This is a genomic window from Halomonas sp. KAO (assembly GCF_015595025.1).
In the GTDB taxonomy this organism is placed as follows: domain Bacteria; phylum Pseudomonadota; class Gammaproteobacteria; order Pseudomonadales; family Halomonadaceae; genus Halomonas.
Window position 1 is genome coordinate 133,577 of the sequence record NZ_JADNRL010000024.1, and the last position, 16,298, is coordinate 149,874.

The following is a 16,298-nucleotide window of genomic DNA, read 5'->3' on the forward strand; positions in this document are numbered from 1 at the left end:
GCGTAAAGCGGGCCATCGTCGTCTGGGGCCCGGCCGCGTATAATGGCGGCCCGTTTACCCGAGATGGTGGTGCCATGTCGATCCTGCTGGCCCTGGATGCTTCCTCGAGCGCCTGCTCCGCTGCGCTGTTGCGGCGGCGCTCCGGTGCCGATGACGAGCTGATTTCCCGTTTCGCCCTGACCCCCCGAGAGCACACCCGGCGTCTGTTGCCCATGGTCGACGAGGTGCTGGCCGAGGCGGGGGTGCGTCCCGCCGAGCTCGACGCCGTGGCCTATGGCCACGGTCCCGGCTCCTTTACCGGCCTGCGCATTGCCGCAGGCGCCGCCCAGGGGCTCGCCTACGGCCTCGACCGCCCGCTGATCGGGGTCTCGACCCTGGCGGCCCTGGCGCTGGGCGCTCATCGTCGCTACCAGTTTCGCCGAATGGTGACCGCCCTGGATGCGCGCATGGGCGAGATCTACGTGGCCGCCTGGCAGTGCGTCGAGGGGCTGCCGGAGCCGCTTCTCGACGAGGCAGTGATGGCCCCCGAGCGGCTCTGCCTGCCGGTGATGGAAGATGACCATGGCTGGGTCGGCGTGGGATCCGGTTGGAGCCTGAGCGAACGGATGCCTGCCCGGGTGCAGGCAGGCGTCAGTCGGCAGCTGCCCGAGATGGAGGCGGACGCCGCCGATATGGCGCTGTTGGCCCTGCGGGAGCTGGAGGCGGGGAGGGGGCAGCCGGCCCACCTCGCCCAGCCGGTCTACCTGCGCAACGAGGTGGCCTGGAAGAAGATGGATGCAGGCGCGGCGAAATGAGTGAGCGCTTGCCGGTGGCGGTAAGTGACCCGGCGCTGGCAACGCTGGCCGAGCGTCTGGGCCTTCCCTTCGCCCAGGATGCCGAACTCCTGCTGGCGCGGCGAGAGGCGCGCCTGGTCCTGGAGGGCGATCCCGGGCGCTTCGGTCAGCCGCTGGCGGTCGACTTTACCGCCGGGCGCGCCGCCCATCGGCGACGCTTCGGCGGTGGGCGCGGACAGCTGATCGCCCGCGCCTGCGGGTTCACCCAGGGCGTGACGCCGGCGGTGGTGGATGCCACCGCCGGCCTGGGCCGTGATGCCTTCGTGCTGGCAAGCCTGGGCGCCCGGGTGCTGATGATGGAGCGAGTCGCGGCGATCTTCGCCCTGCTCGAGGATGGCCTGGCCAGGGCCCTGGCCGATGCTGAAACCGCCGAGATCGCCATGCGGATGCAGCTGGTGCATGGCGATGCCGGCCGTGATCTCGAGGCCCGGGTAGCCGAATCGGGCTTCGCGCCTCAGGTCATCCATCTGGATCCGATGTTTCCCCATCGCGAGAAGTCGGCGCTGGTCAAGAAGGAGATGCGCCTGTTCCGCACCCTGGCGGGCGACGATGCGGATGCGCCGCGTCTGCTGGAGGCGGCGCTGGATGTCGCTACCCACCGGGTGGTGGTCAAGCGGCCCAGGAAGGCACCGGCGATCGAGGGGCCCGCCCCGCGCCATGTGATCGAGGGCAAGACCAGTCGCTATGACCTCTATGTGCATCGCAGCCTGAAGACAGGATGATCACTCTCCACGGCGGGTGATCAGCTGCAGGCGGCGGCGCAGGGCCGGGTCGAACAGCTTGCTTGAGCGCCTGGCAGCGTCGCGCAGTCGATCATCGAAGATGAGTCGGTCTTCGGCGTCGCGCCACAGCCAGCCCTCCAGCTCCAGGCTCTCCACCAGGCTGACGAACAGCCGGGTGTCGAAGAACTCCGGTGCGTCGAGCCCCGAGAGCACCGCCAGTCGTTCGGCAAGCAGCCGGCCGTGCTCGGCCAGCGACTCGGCCGTCAGATGGCCCGAGCCCGCGTGGATCAGCACCGCCAGCAGCAGGTAGCCACGCTCCAGTGATGGCTGCATCAGTTGACCCAGCAGGTCGAGGCTTTCGCCCGCCTCCAGGCGGTCCTCGAAGCGCCGCCAGCCCCCCTCGCCATCCGGCTCCAGCAGTTCCTGTTCGACCAGCACCTCGAGCATCGCCGCCAGCGCCTCGCGCAGGTCGAGGGGCGGGGTCACCATCAGCTCGCGAGCGAGAATCGGCCAGCCGGGGGCCAGCAGGGCCGAGAGCTCATCGAGGGAGTGTCTCGGCTGGTGGCGAAAGGCGAAGGCGGTGAGCCCGGCTAGGGCGAAGAGGTGCAGCACGTTGTTGCGATACCAGCCCAGCTGGCTGGCCTGGTGGGTGTCGGCAAGCAGGATGTCGCCGAGGGACTGATCACGGCGCTGGATCATGCCCAGCGCCAGTGCCTGGGCGATCCAGGCCTCGGGGTCGCCCTCCGGCAGGCTGGCCCGTGTGGGAGCCGGCATGCGCCGCTGCAGCGCCGCCAGCAGTGAAAGCTGGCGCACCAGCAGGCGCTCCTCGATGGCATGGTGAGGAGTGGCCAGTAGCACCAGGGCCACCATATTGACCGGATTGAGGGCGGCGGCGGCATTGATGCGTCGATTGAGGGTTTCCCCCAGCCGGGGTACCAGGTCGTTGAGCCACGCCGGCTGGGAGCCGGGCTCATTCCGCCACTGCCTGCCCAGCTCATGATCCAGGTAGTCGGCCAGTCGCAGTGGCTCGCCGATGTTGAGGCTCACGCGACCGAAGGGTTGACGTAGCTTGCCAAGGACCCGAAGCAGGGAGAGCGGGGTCTCCTTGCGCTTCCTGCCGCCGCGCAGCTCGCGCTGGTAGCTGGCACTTTCGATCACCCGCTCGTAGCCGATATAGACCGGAATGAAGGCCAGCGGCTGGGCCTGGCCGGCGGCGTGGCTGCGCAGGAAGGAGCGCAGCGTCATGGCCAGCATGCCGGGACGCGCGGGCAGCATGCGACCGCTGCGGGAGCGACCGCCTTCCATGAAATACTCCAGCGGATGCCCGCGGGCGATCAGGCGATGCAGGTATTCCTTGAATACCGCGCCATAGAGCCGATTGTCGCGGAAACTGCGGCGCAGGAAGAAGGCGCCGCCACGCCGCAGCAGTGGTCCGACCAAGGGCATGTCCAGGTTGCGTCCGGCGGCGATATGCGGCGGCATCAGGCCCTCCTGATAGAGCACGTAGGAGAGCAGGAGGTAGTCGATATGGCTGCGGTGGCACGGTACATAGACGAGGGTATGGTCCTCGGCCAGCGGCTTGATCGCCTCCAGGCCGCGCACGTCGACACCGTCATAGAGGTGGTTCCACAGCCGGCGCAGCAAGCCATCCATGAACCGCAGCACCGGATAGGTCATGTTGGAGGCGATCTCGCGCCCGTAGCGGCGGGCGCGACGCTCCAGGCGAGGCCGTGACTGGCGCCCTTCGCCGGCGAGCTCATCGATCACCCGGCCCACGTGGGAGCTCGATGCCACGCCTTCGATCAGGGTGCGGCGGTGGGAGAGGTCCGGGCCCAGCACCCGGCTACGCACCCGGCGGAAGTGCACACGCAACAGCCTTGCCGCCTTGCGATTGGTGAGGGCCGGGTCGCGGCCGTCACAGAGGTCGCGCAGCATCAGCGGGGCGCCGAAGTGGATCTCCACGCTGCGGCGATTGACCAGCACCGCCAGCAGCCGGCGCAGGCGCCCGGTCAGCTGCCAGCTGTCGGCGGCGACCATGCGCCAGAATCCGAATCGCTTGCCGGGAGCACGCCCCCAGAAGATGCTGACCGGCACCAGCTGCACCGCCAGCGCCGGATCGGCCTCGAGGCGTTCGATCAGCGCCTCGAAGGGGGGCGCGTGGCCCGCGGTATGACGCTGGCGTCGGCGTGGCAGCGCCAGGCAGCCAGGGAGGCTCAGGCCCGCGAAGCGGCGGCGGCTGTCGGCGGCGGGCAGGCCATGACGGGAGGTGAGGGAGCCGAGCAGCCAGGTATCGCTCCAGGCGGTGCGAGGCAGCACATAGAGGACCGGCAGTTCGGCGGCGATCCCCAGTTCGGCGGGAGATGGCTCGATCAGGCGCGGCCGGACCCAGGCGGCGATCATGCGGGTCATCACCACGCGCAGGGGAGTGGTCAAGGTGTGCAGCAAGGCCATCCGTTTGCCTCGGACGCAGGAAAGAAGAAGGAAAGGCCAGTATAGTCGTCGCGAGGCCTCGGGTCAGTGGCGACTCGGTGCCACGGCACCCGTATCAGGGGGATGTAGTGACGCGGACAGGGATATGGTCATGCACGGGAACTGGCGAGACGGCAATCACTTCGAACTGCTGCCGGAGGCGAGCCGCTTCCTTCCGGCCATGTTCGAGGCCATCGAGCAGGCGCATGCCTCGATACTGATCGAGCTCTACTTGATGGAGTCGGGACGGCTGGCCACGGCCCTGATCGATGCGCTGGTCAGTAGCGCCCAGCGCGGTGTGACGGTACTTCTACTGCTCGACGGCTATGGCGCCATGGGCCTTTCCCGTCATGATCGCGAGCGCCTGCAGGAGGGCGGGGTTGCGCTGCGCTTCTTCAATCCGCTGGGGTTGCACTCCCTGACCCGAAACCTGACCCGCGACCACCGCAAGCTGGTGGTCGTCGATGGTCGGGTCGCCTTTACCGGCGGTTTCGGGGCCGTGGACGAGTTTCTCGACGCCTGGTACGAGGTGGCGGTGCGTATCCAGGGGCCCGTGGTGGCCGACTGGGTACGTCTGTTCTGCCGCCTGTGGGACTCCCCCCTCACACGAGGCCGGGGGCCCGCGTCGCTGGTGCGCGGACTCTCCACCGCGGCTCAGGCGGAGAGCGGTTATCGCGGCATGCGCGGTCGGGCGATCTGGGGCCAGGGCTACCGCTACCAGGCGATTCGCCACTCGTTGCATGAGCGCGTGGCATCCGCTCGTCAGCGCATCTGGATCTGCACTCCCTACTTCGCGCCCACCTTCAGCCTGCGCCTGCGTCTGGCACGGGCGGCGCGTCGGGGCGTCGAGGTGCGCCTGCTGTTGCCCGGCAAGCGCCATGACCACCCTGGGGTACGCTATGCAGGGCAGCGTTTCTACGGTCGTCTGCTCAAGGCCGGGGTGCATATCCATGAATTCCAGCCGACCTTTATCCACGCCAAGTTCTCGCTGGTCGATGACTGGGTCAGCCTGGGGTCCTGCAACTTCGACCACTGGAGCCTGCACTGGAACCTGGAGGCCAACCAGGAGGTGAGTGATCGGCGTTTCGCCGGCGAGGTGGCGCTGCTGTTCGAGCAGCACTTCGCCGATAGTCACGAGATCGAGCCCCGGATGTGGTCACGGCGCCCCCTGCTGCAGCGCCTCAAGGAGTGGCTGTTCGGCACCCTCGACGGCATGCTGACCCGGCTTAGATAACTTGGATAAGCTGCAGGAGCCTGAGTGCGTCTTCAGGGGACAGGCCCCGGCCAAGTCGCCCAGCTCGCCTTGGTGCACCTTGCTTACGGTGTCCCTTCCGCCGGGGCCTGCCCCCAGGGGCTTCCCGTTACCGCTTGCCGCCTTTTCTGCGCCCGGCGGGCTTCTTCTTGCGCGGCATCGGCTTGGGGGTTTCCGGGGGGACGCGATAGTGAAGGTAGAGGTCCAGCACCAGCTCCGGCAGCTGGCGGACGAGCCCCTCTAGCCGGGCGGTATCGGTCGTGAACTCGGCCATGTCCGGCTCATCATCGAACAGCCCTGAGAGCGCCATAAAGGGCAGCAACAGGGTGGCGGCGGCCTCCTCGTCCTCCTCGAACCAGCCAGGCTCATCGAGGAATACCCCCTCCATGAAGCCGGCACACCAGTCGCCGATGGGAGTCTCCTCCGGCGGGATATCGTCCAGAGTCAGCTCGAAGGGCAGCTCCGGCAGCAGACCCTGCTCCAGGGCGGCGATGGCGTTATGACGCAATTGCTCCAGTAGCCCGAGGATCGTCTCGCGCTCGCCGTCGTCGGTGAAGGATGGCTCCCCCTGAAACAGCTCCGCCACCCAGGTCGCCGGCGGCACTTCTCGAGGGCTGACGGCCAGGGCGACCAGAAAGCCATGGGTACCGATCAGGTCCAGGGCATCCTCGGAAACACGCTCCGAGGCCAGGAAGTCGTCGAGACGGTCGAGCTGATCATCGTCGAGCAGGGGTTCGGGCAGTGGGGTGTCGGACATCGTGGCTCTCTCACGCTGATTCACGGGCTTAGGCAGGTGCCAGGGGCTTTACGCTCCGGGGACAAGGCGCCATTCTATCACTCATGAAGCATGCCGCCTTGCCCCACCCCGACCCCGAAACCCTGGCTTCCCTGGCTGGGCCTGATCTCGCGTGCGCCCTGAGGGAGCGGGTCGAGGAGGCCTATTCGCTGTGCCGCGAGGTCCACCCCGATTTGCCCAGGCCCCGGGTGTGGCTCGATCTGCGCGGCAGGAGTGCGGGCCAGGCGCACTTCGGTCGCGGTGGGCTTCGCTTCAACCCGGTGCTGTATGCCGAGAATCGTGTCGAGTTTCTGGTCGAGGTGGTACCCCACGAGATGGCCCACTGGCTGGTTCATCACCTGAAGGATGGTCGACGGGCACGGCCTCACGGCCGGGAGTGGCAGATGGTGATGCGTCGCCTCTTCGGTCTCGAACCGCGCACCACCCATCGCTTCGATACCGGACGGTCGAGCCCCGCCCCCTATCGCTATGCCTGTGCTTGTCGCGAGCATCGCTTCACGCCTCGGCGTCACGCCCTGGTACGTGGCGGACGGGTATATCGCTGCTGCCACTGTGCTCAGACGTTGGTCTATCTTTCGAGTGATTCGCCCGAATTGTTTGCTTAAGTTAGTGTAATTAAAGGAGTTTTTATTTCTACCAAGGTCTAAATGGAAGGCCGTGCCGAGACCTATATGCTGAAAGTGGTTTTCATGGAGCCGGCACGCCCAACTCGCATTCGATTGGAAACGGTTTGCCCGACTCTCTCCCTGATCAAGAGGTCTTTTGTATGACGGAGCTGCACAAGAACACCTACCCGGTTCCCGAGGCGCTGGCGAAGAAAGCCTGGATCGACAAGGCGAAATATGAGGCGCTCTATCGCCAGTCGATCGAGGATCCCGAGGGCTACTGGGCGGAGCAGGCCAAGCGCCTCGACTGGATCAAGGCGCCGACCAAGATCAAGCACTCCTCTCTGGATCCCAAGAACGTCGATATTCGCTGGTTCGAGGACGGGACCCTCAATGCCAGCGCCAACTGTCTCGATCGCCATCTGGAAACCCGAGGGGATCAGACCGCCATCATCTGGGAGGGTGACGATCCCAACGAATCCCAGCACATCACCTATCGTGAACTGCATGCCAGAACCTGCCAGCTGGCCAATGCCCTCAAGGCGCTCGGCATCGGCAAGGGGGATGTGGTCACGCTCTACATGCCGATGATCCCCGAGGCAGCCGTGGCCATGCTGGCCTGTGCCCGCATCGGGGCGGTGCACTCGGTGGTGTTCGGCGGCTTCTCTCCGGATGCCGTGGCCCAGCGTGTGATCGGGGCGCAGTCCAAGCTGATCATCACCGCCGATGAGTCCGTGCGAGGCGGCAAGCAGGTGCCGCTCAAGGACAATGTCGATGCGGCCCTGACCCGTCAGGGCGCCGAGGTTTGCGAGAAGGTGCTGGTGGTCAAGCGCACCGGGGGCGACATCGACTGGCACGAGGGGCGCGATCTCTGGTATCACGAGCAGGTCGACGGCCAGCCCACCGAGTGTGCCGCCGAGGAGATGGGAGCCGAGGATCCGCTGTTCATCCTCTATACCTCCGGCTCCACCGGTGCCCCCAAGGGCATGAAGCACACCACCGGCGGCTACCTGACCTTTGTTTCCCTGACCCACCAGTATGTCTTCGACTATCACGACGGCGATATCTACTGGTGCACCGCCGATGTGGGCTGGGTCACCGGGCACAGTTATATCGTCTACGGGCCGCTTGCCAATGGTGGCACCACCCTGATGTTCGAGGGGGTGCCCAACTATCCGACACCCGGCCGGATGGGGGAGATCGTCGACAAGCACCAGGTCAATATCCTCTATACCGCCCCCACCGCGATTCGTGCCCTGCGCGCCCATGGCGATGATGTCATGGCCTCGAGCACTCGGGAGAGCCTGCGTCTGCTCGGCTCGGTGGGTGAGCCCATCAACCCCGAGGCATGGGAGTGGTACTACCGCGTGATCGGGAACTCCAGGTGTCCGGTCGTCGATACCTGGTGGCAGACCGAAAATGGCGGCATCCTGATCGCGCCGCTGCCCGGAGCCACCGCCCTCAAGCCCGGCTCCGCCACGCTTCCGCTATTCGGTGTACGGCCGGGGATCGTCGATAACGATGGCAACCTGATGGAGGGCGCGGCCGAGGGCAACCTGGTGATTCTCGACTCCTGGCCGGGCATCGCGCGCTCCATCTGGGGGGATCACGAGCGCTTTACCCAGACCTACTTCTCCACCTACCCGGGAATGTACTTCACCGGGGATGGCTGCCGTCGCGACGAGGATGGCTACTACTGGATCACCGGTCGTGTCGATGATGTGCTCAACGTCTCCGGTCACCGCATGGGGACCGCCGAGATCGAATCGGCGCTGGTGGCCCATGATGCCGTCGCCGAAGCGGCGGTGGTCGGCTTCCCCCACGATATCAAGGGGCAGGGGATCTATATCTACGTGACCCTCACCGAGGGGCACGAGCCCAGCGAAGCGCTGCAGAAGGAGCTCGTCAAGTGGATCCGCACCGAGATCGGCCCCATCGCGTCTCCCGACGTCATTCAGTGGGCCGCCGACCTGCCCAAGACCCGCTCAGGCAAGATCATGCGGCGTATCCTGCGCAAGATCGCGGCCAACGAGACCGATGGCCTGGGTGACACCAGCACCCTGGCGGATCCGAGTGTTGTCGATGAGCTGATCGAGCATCGCGCCAACCGCTGAGGCGGTGCGACCCGGCTGATGCCGTATGATCCACCGAGCCGGCCCCGAGGGGCCGGCTTCTTTTCGTGCCGGGGAAGAGTTGTCGACAATAATCGTATGGTGCTTGGGGAACCCCGCTACCATGGGGTAACATGCGTTGAAACGCAGATGAGCCCGAGTGGCGGTCCTTGACCCGCTGCCAGAGGAACCGGAGGAGAATCCATGGCCTTTGCCCAGAAATTCATCGTTGCCGATGACCATCCGCTGTTCCGTGCAGCCCTGACCCAGGCACTGCGGCAGCTGGCGCCCCAGGCCGAGATCGTCGAGTCCGATACCATGGAGGCAACGGCCGAGGTGGTGACCCGCCACCCCGACGCCGACCTGATCCTGCTCGACCTGCATATGCCGGGGGCCCACGGCTTCTCGGGGCTTATCCAGCTGCGTGGCCAGACCCCGGATATCCCGGTGGCGGTGGTCTCGGGCAGTGATGAGCCTCATGTGGTTCGTCGCGCTATCGACTACGGCGCCTCGGGATTCATCCCCAAGTCCTCCTCGCTTCAGCTGATTGCCGAGGCGGTAGGCGAGATTCTCGACGGAGAAGTGTGGCTGCCGGCGGAGCTGGCCGATGTCATCGGCGATGCCGACGAGGAGGAGACCCGCTTCGCCGAGGCCATCGCCTCGCTGACGCCCCAGCAGTTCCGGGTGCTCAACATGCTGACCGAGGGGCTGCTCAACAAGCAGATCGCCTATGAGCTCAACGTCTCGGAGGCGACCATCAAGGCGCACGTCACCGCCATTCTGCGCAAGCTCGGTGTGCACTCCCGCACCCAGGCGGTGATCGCCGCCCAGAAGCTCGAGGTCGAGCCGCCCAAGGTCCACTCCTGAGCCGGCTCAGGAGCTGTAAGCCTTAAGCTGTAAGCTATAAGAATAGAGCCCCACGGATCATACGATCGTGGGGCTTTGCTATTCATGTCATGACCTCATGCTGTGTTGCTTACGGCTTACGGCTTACGGCTTACGGCTTACGGCTTACGGCTTACGGCTTACGGCTTACGGCTAACCACCAGGCGCGCGGCTGGCCTGCAGGGTGCGGGTGAGCAGGGCGCGCAGGGCCGCGGGACGCACCGGCTTGAGCAGCAGCTGGTAGCCGGTGCGCCTGACCTCCTCGGCCACCTCCTCGGTGCGATCGGCGGTGATCACGATGCCGGGCACCGCCCCCTCGAGCCGCTCGCCGAGGGCCTCCAGGGCCATCAGTCCGGTGACCTCGTTGTCCAGGTGATAGTCGGCGAGAATCGCGTCCGGGTCGCCGTCGAGATGGCGGAGCACCGACTTGGCACCGCCGATGCTGGTGGCCGTGAATACCTCACAGCCCCAGCCGGTGAGCATCGCCTTCATGCCTTCGAGAATCAGGGTCTCATTGTCGATGCAGAGTATTCGCGTGCCGGCCAGCTTGTTGCCGGCACGGCGCGGTGGCGTCGGCTCCTCGCCCTGCTGGGCCGATGTCTGGGCGGCGACCAGCGGTACGCTGACCGCGAACATGGTGCCGTACCCCTCCCGGGAGCGCACCGCGATGGGGTGGTCGAGCACTCGGCTCATGCGGTCGGCGATGGATAGCCCCAGGCCGAGGCCCTTTTCGCTCTCCTTGTGACGCGAGGCCTGGTCGAGGCGGCGGAACTCCTGGAAGATCTCCGCCTGCTTGGAGGCGGGAATGCCGGGGCCGGAGTCCCACACCTGGAGGGAGAGTCGGCCGGCATGCCGTCGACAGCCCAGCAGCACCCGCCCCTCCTGGGTGTAACGAATGGCGTTGGAGAGGAAGTTCTGCACGATACGGCGCAGCATCTGAGGGTCGCTGTCGACCCAGGCGGCGGTCGGCACCACCATCAGGTCGAGGCCACGATTCTCGGCCATCACCTCGAACTCGGCACGCAGCGGCCGGATGATATCGGCCAGGGCGAAGTGGCTGCGTCTTGGGGTGAGGGCGCCGGCATCCAGCTTGGAGATATCGAGCAGGGTACCGAGCAGCTCTTCGGCGGCCTGCAGCGAGCCATCGATATGGCCGATGGTGCGCTTCATGTCCGTGGCGTCCATCTCCTGGGCGAGGGCCGAGGTGAACAGGCGAGCGGCGTTGAGTGGCTGCAGCAGGTCGTGGCTGGCGGCGGCCAGGAAGCGTGTCTTGGAGGCGTTGGCATCCTCTGCCACCTGCTTGGCCTGGCGCAGGGCCTGCTCCGCCTCGGCGCGTACCCGGTTCTCCTGGCGCAGTGCCGCGTTGGCCTCGGAGAGGGCCTGGGTGCGCTCGCGAACGCGCTCCTCCAGGGTCTCGTTGGTCTCCTTCAGGGCGACCTCCGCCAGGCGCCGCTCGGTGATGTCCTGATAGAGGGCGAAGAACCCGAGGATCGCACTGCTGTCGCCGAAGTGGGGGGTGTAGGTCACCAGCATGTAGCGCCGCCCCTCGGGTAGCCTGAACGAGACCTCGAAGCTGACCCGCTCGCCGGCCAGGGCGAGCTCGATCCACTGTTTCCGCTCCTGACTCATCTCGGGCGAGATGACCTCGTGGATTCGCTTGCCGATCACCGCGTTGCGATCGATACCGAAGGCCTGTTCGTAGGCGCGGTTGGTGAAGAGGTAGCGGCACTCCTTGTCGAAGTAGGCGATCAGCGCGGGCACGTTATCCGTATAGATGCGGATATTGTTCTCCGAGCGAATCAGCGCCTCCTCGATGCGCTTCTGCTGGGTGATGTCCTGATAGGTGTAGACGAAGCCGCCGCCCGGCATGGGGTTGCCCTGCACCTCCAGGACGCTGCCATCCTGGCGATAGCGGACGTAGCGGTGGGGTTGTCCCTGGCGGATATTGTCGAGCAGCAGCTGGACATGCTCTTCGGGATCGCCGGGGCCGTACTCACCGTTATGGGCGTTGTAGCGGAAGATCTTGTCGATCGGCGCGCCTACCCGGATCAGGTGGTCGGGGAAGCGGAACAGCTCAAGATAGCGCTGATTCCATACCACCAGGCGCAGGTTCTGGTCGACCACGCTGATGCCCTGGTTGATGTTCTCGATGGTGGCCTGGAGCAGGGCGCGGTTGAACTCCAGCACCTGGGAGGCCTCGTCGACGATGGAGATGACATCGGAGATACCGATGCCGCGCCCCTGCAGCGCCGAGTTGACCACGATGCGTGCCGAGGAGGCGCCGAGCACCGAGGCCAGGAAGCGCTCGGTGAACTGGATGACGTCGATGGAGGCGCGGGTGCCGTCCTCCAGCGGCTTGCCGCTGCGCCGGGCATAGTCGTCGAAGGCTCGGCTGACCTGGCTGGCGCCCAGGAAGCGTTCGCACAGCACCTTGAGATCGCCCACGGTGGTGGCGCCGGTCCAGGGCCGGTTCACCGAGGTCTGGCGGGTCTCGACGCTGTCGACGAACAGCGAGGCCTGGATGCGCTCCACCACCCGCTGGGAGGTGACCTGGGAGACGAAGATGTAGCAGAACAGGTTGACCCCCAGCGAGAGCATCACGCCGTGGGTGAAGCCGTCGCCGACATTGAGGCCGAACAGCGAGGTGGGGGAGAGCCAGGCGACGCCGAAGGGGCCGCCGGTCAGCCAGTCGGCGGGCAGTACGTTGGCACCGATCATGGCCGGCATCAGCAGGCTGTAGGCCCAGATGGCAAAGCCCGCGTTCATGCCGACGATCACGCCGAGACGGTTGCCCCGTTTCCAGTAGAGCCCGCCGATCAGCGCCGGGGCGAACTGGGCCGCGGCGGCGAAGGAGAGCATGCCGATGGAGGCTAGCGAGGCGAATTCGCCAATCAGATGATAGAACCCGTAGGCCATGGCCAGTACGGCAGCGATGGTGATGCGACGCGCGCGCAGCACCAGGCGACCGTAGTCGCGGGCCTTGGTATCGAACCAGCGTAGCCGGAACAGCGCCGGAATCACGATCTCGTTGGAGATCATGATCGAGACCGCCACGGCGGCCACGATCACCATGCCGGTCGCCGCCGAGAAGCCACCGATAAAGGTCAGCAGCGTCAGCCAGGCGCTGTCGGCTGCCATGGGGAGCGCCAGCACGAAGTTGTCGGGCGCCACCTGGCTGTCGGCGAACAGAGTCAGGCTGGCGGCCGCCAGTGGCACCACGAAGAAGGCGAAGGCCAGCAGGTAGAGCGGAAAAAGCCAGCGTGCCGTGCGGGCGTCATCGCGATGGGTGTTCTCCACCACCGCCACGTGGAACTGGCGTGGCAGGCAGAGGATCGCCAGCATCGCCAGCAGGGTCTGGGCCCAGAAGCTCTGGCCGAAGTCCTGCTGAGCCAGCTGCTGCTGGAGCTCCAGCTGGCTCTCGGCGCGTACCAGCAGATCCCCCAGCCCGTCGAACATCCCCCAGGTGACGTAGGCCCCCAGCACGAGGAAGGCGACCAGCTTGATCAGTGACTCGAAGGCCACGGCATGGATCATCCCCTCGTGGTGCTCGGTGGCATCGGTATGGCGGGTGCCGAAGAGGATGGCGAAGGCCGCCATCACCAGCGCCACATAGAAGGCGGTGTCGGCGAAGAGGGGCGCCCGCGTGATGTCGCTGTCGACGGTCAGCAGGCTGAAGGAGGTGGACACGGCCTTCAGCTGCAGGGCGATATAGGGCAGGGTACCGATCAGGGCCACCAGGCTGGCGAAGGCCGCCAGCGACTGGGTCTTGCCGTAGCGTGAGGCGATGAAGTCGGCGATGGAGGTGACGTTCTGGTGCTTGGCGACGCGGATCATCTTGGCCAGCACCGGCCAGAACAGCAGGAAGGTCAGGATCGGCCCGACGAAGATGCTGGCGAAGGACCAGCCGCCATTGGCGGCCTGGCCCACCGCGCCATGGAAGGTCCAGGAGGTGCAGTAGATGGCCAGCGCCAGGGAGTAGATGATCGGCCGTCGCTGGCTGGCGCCGTGGCGTCGGGCATGACGATCACCACGCCAGGCGATGCCGAACAGTATGGCGATGTAGAGCAGCGATGCGGCGACCAGCAGCCAGCCTGAGAACATGGACTTCCTCCCTCGGTGTCGCCGCCCATTCTAGGGCAATGGCGCGCCCGAGGGCAGGCTCATGGCCTGTCAGGTCTCGGTGCAGACCGCGCGGTAGAGCGGCGCCTCCGACGTCAGCCGACGCATGGCGTCCAGTCTCGGCCGGCGCTCCTCCCCCTCCAGTGGCAGGGTCTCGCGAGTGGCGCAGTTCATCAGCCAGGTCTGGTGGCTGACGCTTTCCTGAAGCTGCTTCTCGAAGCGGTAGAGCAGGAACTCGACCTGCTTCTCGCCCGCCTGCTCCCGGGTCGTCATGCCCTGCTCATCGACCACGCTGAAGGCGGTCGTCATCGGGAAGAGATAGGTCCAGGGGCGCCAGAACATGGGCTCCTCCTCTACCTGGACGATACGGGCGGTCTCCGGCAGCAGCGAGCGCTTGTGCTCGTACCAGCTGTACTCGACGTTGATCTGGTAGCCGAGCATCCCCAGGCCGCCCAGGACCGGGATGATCCAGCGCGGCAGTCGCTTGCCACTGAGCGTGCGCAGCAGAAGTCCGATGCCCGCCGCACCGAGGCCGGCAAAGATCGCCGCAATCAAGTGCCAAATCATGATTCACCCCTGTAAGACATCTTGTAAATAAATCGGTGGCAAAGCGATCGGGCTTCCCTGAGGAAGCCCGATCGGTAGGAAGTTGCCTGGCCCGGCGAACCGGGCCAGGGGGCCATTATGACCCAGAATGGCCCGGGGATCAGTGGCCGGTCGCCACGCCAGCGCCCTTGGGATAGCGGACGCTCTCCACCAGGTCCTGGATCTCCTGCGGGGGCTCCTCGGTGGCACTGGAAACCAGGTAGGCCACCGTGAAGTTGCAGATCGCCCCCAGCGCGCCGAAGGAGAGCGGCGAGATGCCCAGGATCCAGTTATCCGGCGTGTTGGGCAGCATGTTGGTGCCGGGAATGAAGAACCAGCCCAGGTAGGTGAAGATATAGAGCAGGGTAGCGACCAGACCGGTCAGCATGCCGGCGACCGCGCCCTTGTTGTTCACCCGCTTGGAGAAGATCCCCATCATCAGCGCCGGGAACAGCGAGGCACCGGCGATGCCGAAGGCCAGGGCCACCGTCTGGGCAGCGAAGCCCGGCGGATTGAGGCCCAGGTAGGTCGCCAGCAGGATGGCGCCGGCCATGGAGATCCGCGCCGCCAGCATCTCGCCCTTCTCGGTGATGTTGGGGTTGATCATGTTGCGGATCAGGTCATGGCTGATCGCCGAGGAGATGGCCAGCAACAGACCGGCGGCGGTGGAGAGTGCCGCGGCGATACCGCCGGCCGCGATCAGGCCGATGACCCAGGGTGGCAGGTTGGCGATCTCGGGATTGGCGAGTACCAGGATATCGTTGTTGACGGTCAGCTCGCTGCCTTCCCAGCCATGGGATTCGGCGACCTCGGTGTACTCGGGATTGTTGTCGTTATAGAGCTGGATGCGACCATCATCGTTCTTGTCCTCGAAGGTGATCAGACCGGTCTCTTCCCAGGTGCGGATCCAGCCCGGGCGCTCCTCGTAGAGGATCGGGTTGTTCAGCTCGTCGGTATAGTCTTCCACCTCACCGGCCATCTCGGGGTAGACGGTGGTCATCAGATTGAGCCGCGCCATGGAGCCAACGGCCGGTGCGGTGAGATAGAGCAGGGCGATGAAGACCAGGGCCCAGCCGGCAGACCAGCGGGCGTCGGCCACCTTGGGCACGGTGAAGAAGCGAATGATGACGTGGGGCAGGCCCGCGGTACCCACCATCAGCGACAGGGTGAACAGCACCATGTTGAGCTTGTTGTCCACATCGGCGGTGTAATCGCGGAAGCCCAGGGCGTTGACCACACTGTCCAGCTTGGCCAGCAGCGGCACACCGGACTCGGTGTGGGTGCTGAACATGCCGAACATGGGGATCGGGTTGCCGGTCAGCTGCAGGGCGATGAATACCGCGGGGATGGTGTAGGCGACAATCAGCACGATGTACTGGGCCACCTGGGTATAGGTAATTCCCTTCATGCCGCCGAATACCGCGTAGAGGAACACGATAAAGGCCGCGATCCAGATGCCCCAGGTGTTGGAGACCTCGAGGAAGCGCGAGAAGGCCACGCCGGCGCCGGTCATCTGGCCGATGACGTAGGTCACCGAGGCGACGATCAGGCAGACGACGGCAACCAGGCGAGCGGTATTGCTGTAGAAACGCTCACCGATGAAGTCGGGCACCGTGAACTTGCCGAACTTGCGCAAGTAAGGAGCCAGCAGCATGGCCAGGATGACATAGCCGCCGGTCCAGCCCATCAGGAAGGTCGAGTTGGCGTAGCCCCCGGAGGCCAGCAGGCCGGCCATGGAGATGAACGACGCGGCGGACATCCAGTCGGCGGCGGTGGCCATGCCGTTGGTGACCGGGTGGACGCCCCCGCCCGCCACATAGAAGTCCTTGGTCGAGCCGGCACGGGCCCAGATCGCTATGCCGATGTAGAGGGCGAATGACGCCCCTACAAATAGCAGGTTGATGGCAAATTGGCTCATTCT

11 protein-coding genes are annotated in these 16,298 nt (G+C 65.8%); 6 read left to right on the forward strand and 5 right to left on the reverse strand.

All coding sequences use genetic code 11. The features are described 5' to 3' along the window. Nucleotides 1-74: 74 nt before the first annotated feature. The gene (gene tsaB, locus IOC61_RS11610) at nt 75-794 is read left to right on the forward strand and encodes a tRNA (adenosine(37)-N6)-threonylcarbamoyltransferase complex dimerization subunit type 1 TsaB (protein ID WP_195688969.1); all 720 of its coding nucleotides are present in this window, start codon (nt 75-77) and stop codon (nt 792-794) included. After that, nucleotides 791-1,555, forward strand: coding sequence for a class I SAM-dependent methyltransferase (locus IOC61_RS11615; RefSeq protein WP_195688970.1), 765 nt, complete (start codon nt 791-793; stop codon nt 1,553-1,555). The genes tsaB and IOC61_RS11615 overlap by 4 nt, the downstream gene beginning before the upstream one ends. Here the strand turns inward: IOC61_RS11615 and plsB are convergent, their stop codons facing one another. Continuing rightward, on the reverse strand, nt 1,556-4,006 hold the full coding sequence (plsB, locus tag IOC61_RS11620; RefSeq protein WP_195688971.1) for a glycerol-3-phosphate 1-O-acyltransferase PlsB: 2,451 nt from the start codon (nt 4,004-4,006) through the stop codon (nt 1,556-1,558). A 130-nt stretch (nt 4,007-4,136) separates the two neighbouring features. On the opposite strand from plsB, the gene IOC61_RS11625 reads away from it, so the two are divergent. Continuing rightward, complete coding sequence (locus IOC61_RS11625) at nt 4,137-5,258, forward strand: phospholipase D-like domain-containing protein (RefSeq protein WP_195688972.1); 1,122 nt, start codon at nt 4,137-4,139, stop codon at nt 5,256-5,258. Nucleotides 5,259-5,385: 127 nt separating this feature from the next. Here IOC61_RS11625 and IOC61_RS11630 read toward each other — a convergent pair whose 3' ends face one another. Further along, on the reverse strand, nt 5,386-6,033 hold the full coding sequence (locus IOC61_RS11630; RefSeq protein ID WP_195688973.1) for a YecA family protein: 648 nt from the start codon (nt 6,031-6,033) through the stop codon (nt 5,386-5,388). 83 nt (nt 6,034-6,116) lie between these two features. Between IOC61_RS11630 and IOC61_RS11635 the strand changes: the two genes are divergently transcribed. The 3 genes from IOC61_RS11635 (at nt 6,117) to IOC61_RS11645 (ending at nt 9,655) form a co-directional block, all read left to right on the forward strand. After that, nucleotides 6,117-6,677, forward strand: a complete 561-nt coding sequence (locus tag IOC61_RS11635; protein WP_195688974.1) for a SprT-like domain-containing protein — start codon at nt 6,117-6,119, stop codon at nt 6,675-6,677. Nucleotides 6,678-6,838: 161 nt separating this feature from the next. Then, on the forward strand, nt 6,839-8,791 hold the full coding sequence (acs, locus tag IOC61_RS11640; protein ID WP_195688975.1) for an acetate--CoA ligase: 1,953 nt from the start codon (nt 6,839-6,841) through the stop codon (nt 8,789-8,791). Between the two features lie 201 nt (nt 8,792-8,992). Next, complete coding sequence (locus tag IOC61_RS11645; RefSeq protein WP_132044969.1) at nt 8,993-9,655, forward strand: LuxR C-terminal-related transcriptional regulator; 663 nt, start codon at nt 8,993-8,995, stop codon at nt 9,653-9,655. Nucleotides 9,656-9,826: 171 nt separating this feature from the next. Here the strand turns inward: IOC61_RS11645 and IOC61_RS11650 are convergent, their stop codons facing one another. The 3 genes from IOC61_RS11650 to IOC61_RS11660 all read right to left on the reverse strand — a co-directional run bounded on the left by IOC61_RS11650 (nt 9,827) and on the right by IOC61_RS11660 (nt 16,295). After that, a complete protein-coding gene (locus IOC61_RS11650) occupies nt 9,827-13,774 on the reverse strand; it encodes a NahK/ErcS family hybrid sensor histidine kinase/response regulator (protein WP_195688976.1) in 3,948 nt (1,315 codons plus the stop codon). A 69-nt stretch (nt 13,775-13,843) separates the two neighbouring features. Then, a complete protein-coding gene (locus IOC61_RS11655; RefSeq protein WP_195688977.1) occupies nt 13,844-14,359 on the reverse strand; it encodes a hypothetical protein in 516 nt (171 codons plus the stop codon). A gap of 139 nt (nt 14,360-14,498) precedes the next feature. Further along, complete coding sequence (locus IOC61_RS11660; protein ID WP_195688978.1) at nt 14,499-16,295, reverse strand: sodium:solute symporter family protein; 1,797 nt, start codon at nt 16,293-16,295, stop codon at nt 14,499-14,501. Between the last annotated feature and the right edge of the window lie 3 nt (nt 16,296-16,298).

Excerpts from the sequence above, each read along its gene's own strand:
- tsaB (WP_195688969.1), top strand. The coding sequence starts at position 75 with ATGTCGATCCTGCTGGCCCTGGATGCTTCCTCGAGCGCCTGCTCCGCT.
- IOC61_RS11615 (WP_195688970.1), top strand. The coding sequence starts at position 791 with ATGAGTGAGCGCTTGCCGGTGGCGGTAAGTGACCCGGCGCTGGCAACG.
- plsB (WP_195688971.1), bottom strand. The coding sequence starts at position 4,006 with ATGGCCTTGCTGCACACCTTGACCACTCCCCTGCGCGTGGTGATGACC.
- IOC61_RS11625 (WP_195688972.1), top strand. The coding sequence starts at position 4,137 with ATGCACGGGAACTGGCGAGACGGCAATCACTTCGAACTGCTGCCGGAG.
- IOC61_RS11630 (WP_195688973.1), bottom strand. The coding sequence starts at position 6,033 with ATGTCCGACACCCCACTGCCCGAACCCCTGCTCGACGATGATCAGCTC.
- IOC61_RS11635 (WP_195688974.1), top strand. The coding sequence starts at position 6,117 with ATGAAGCATGCCGCCTTGCCCCACCCCGACCCCGAAACCCTGGCTTCC.
- acs (WP_195688975.1), top strand. The coding sequence starts at position 6,839 with ATGACGGAGCTGCACAAGAACACCTACCCGGTTCCCGAGGCGCTGGCG.
- IOC61_RS11645 (WP_132044969.1), top strand. The coding sequence starts at position 8,993 with ATGGCCTTTGCCCAGAAATTCATCGTTGCCGATGACCATCCGCTGTTC.
- IOC61_RS11650 (WP_195688976.1), bottom strand. The coding sequence starts at position 13,774 with ATGTTCTCAGGCTGGCTGCTGGTCGCCGCATCGCTGCTCTACATCGCC.
- IOC61_RS11655 (WP_195688977.1), bottom strand. The coding sequence starts at position 14,359 with ATGATTTGGCACTTGATTGCGGCGATCTTTGCCGGCCTCGGTGCGGCG.
- IOC61_RS11660 (WP_195688978.1), bottom strand. The coding sequence starts at position 16,295 with ATGAGCCAATTTGCCATCAACCTGCTATTTGTAGGGGCGTCATTCGCC.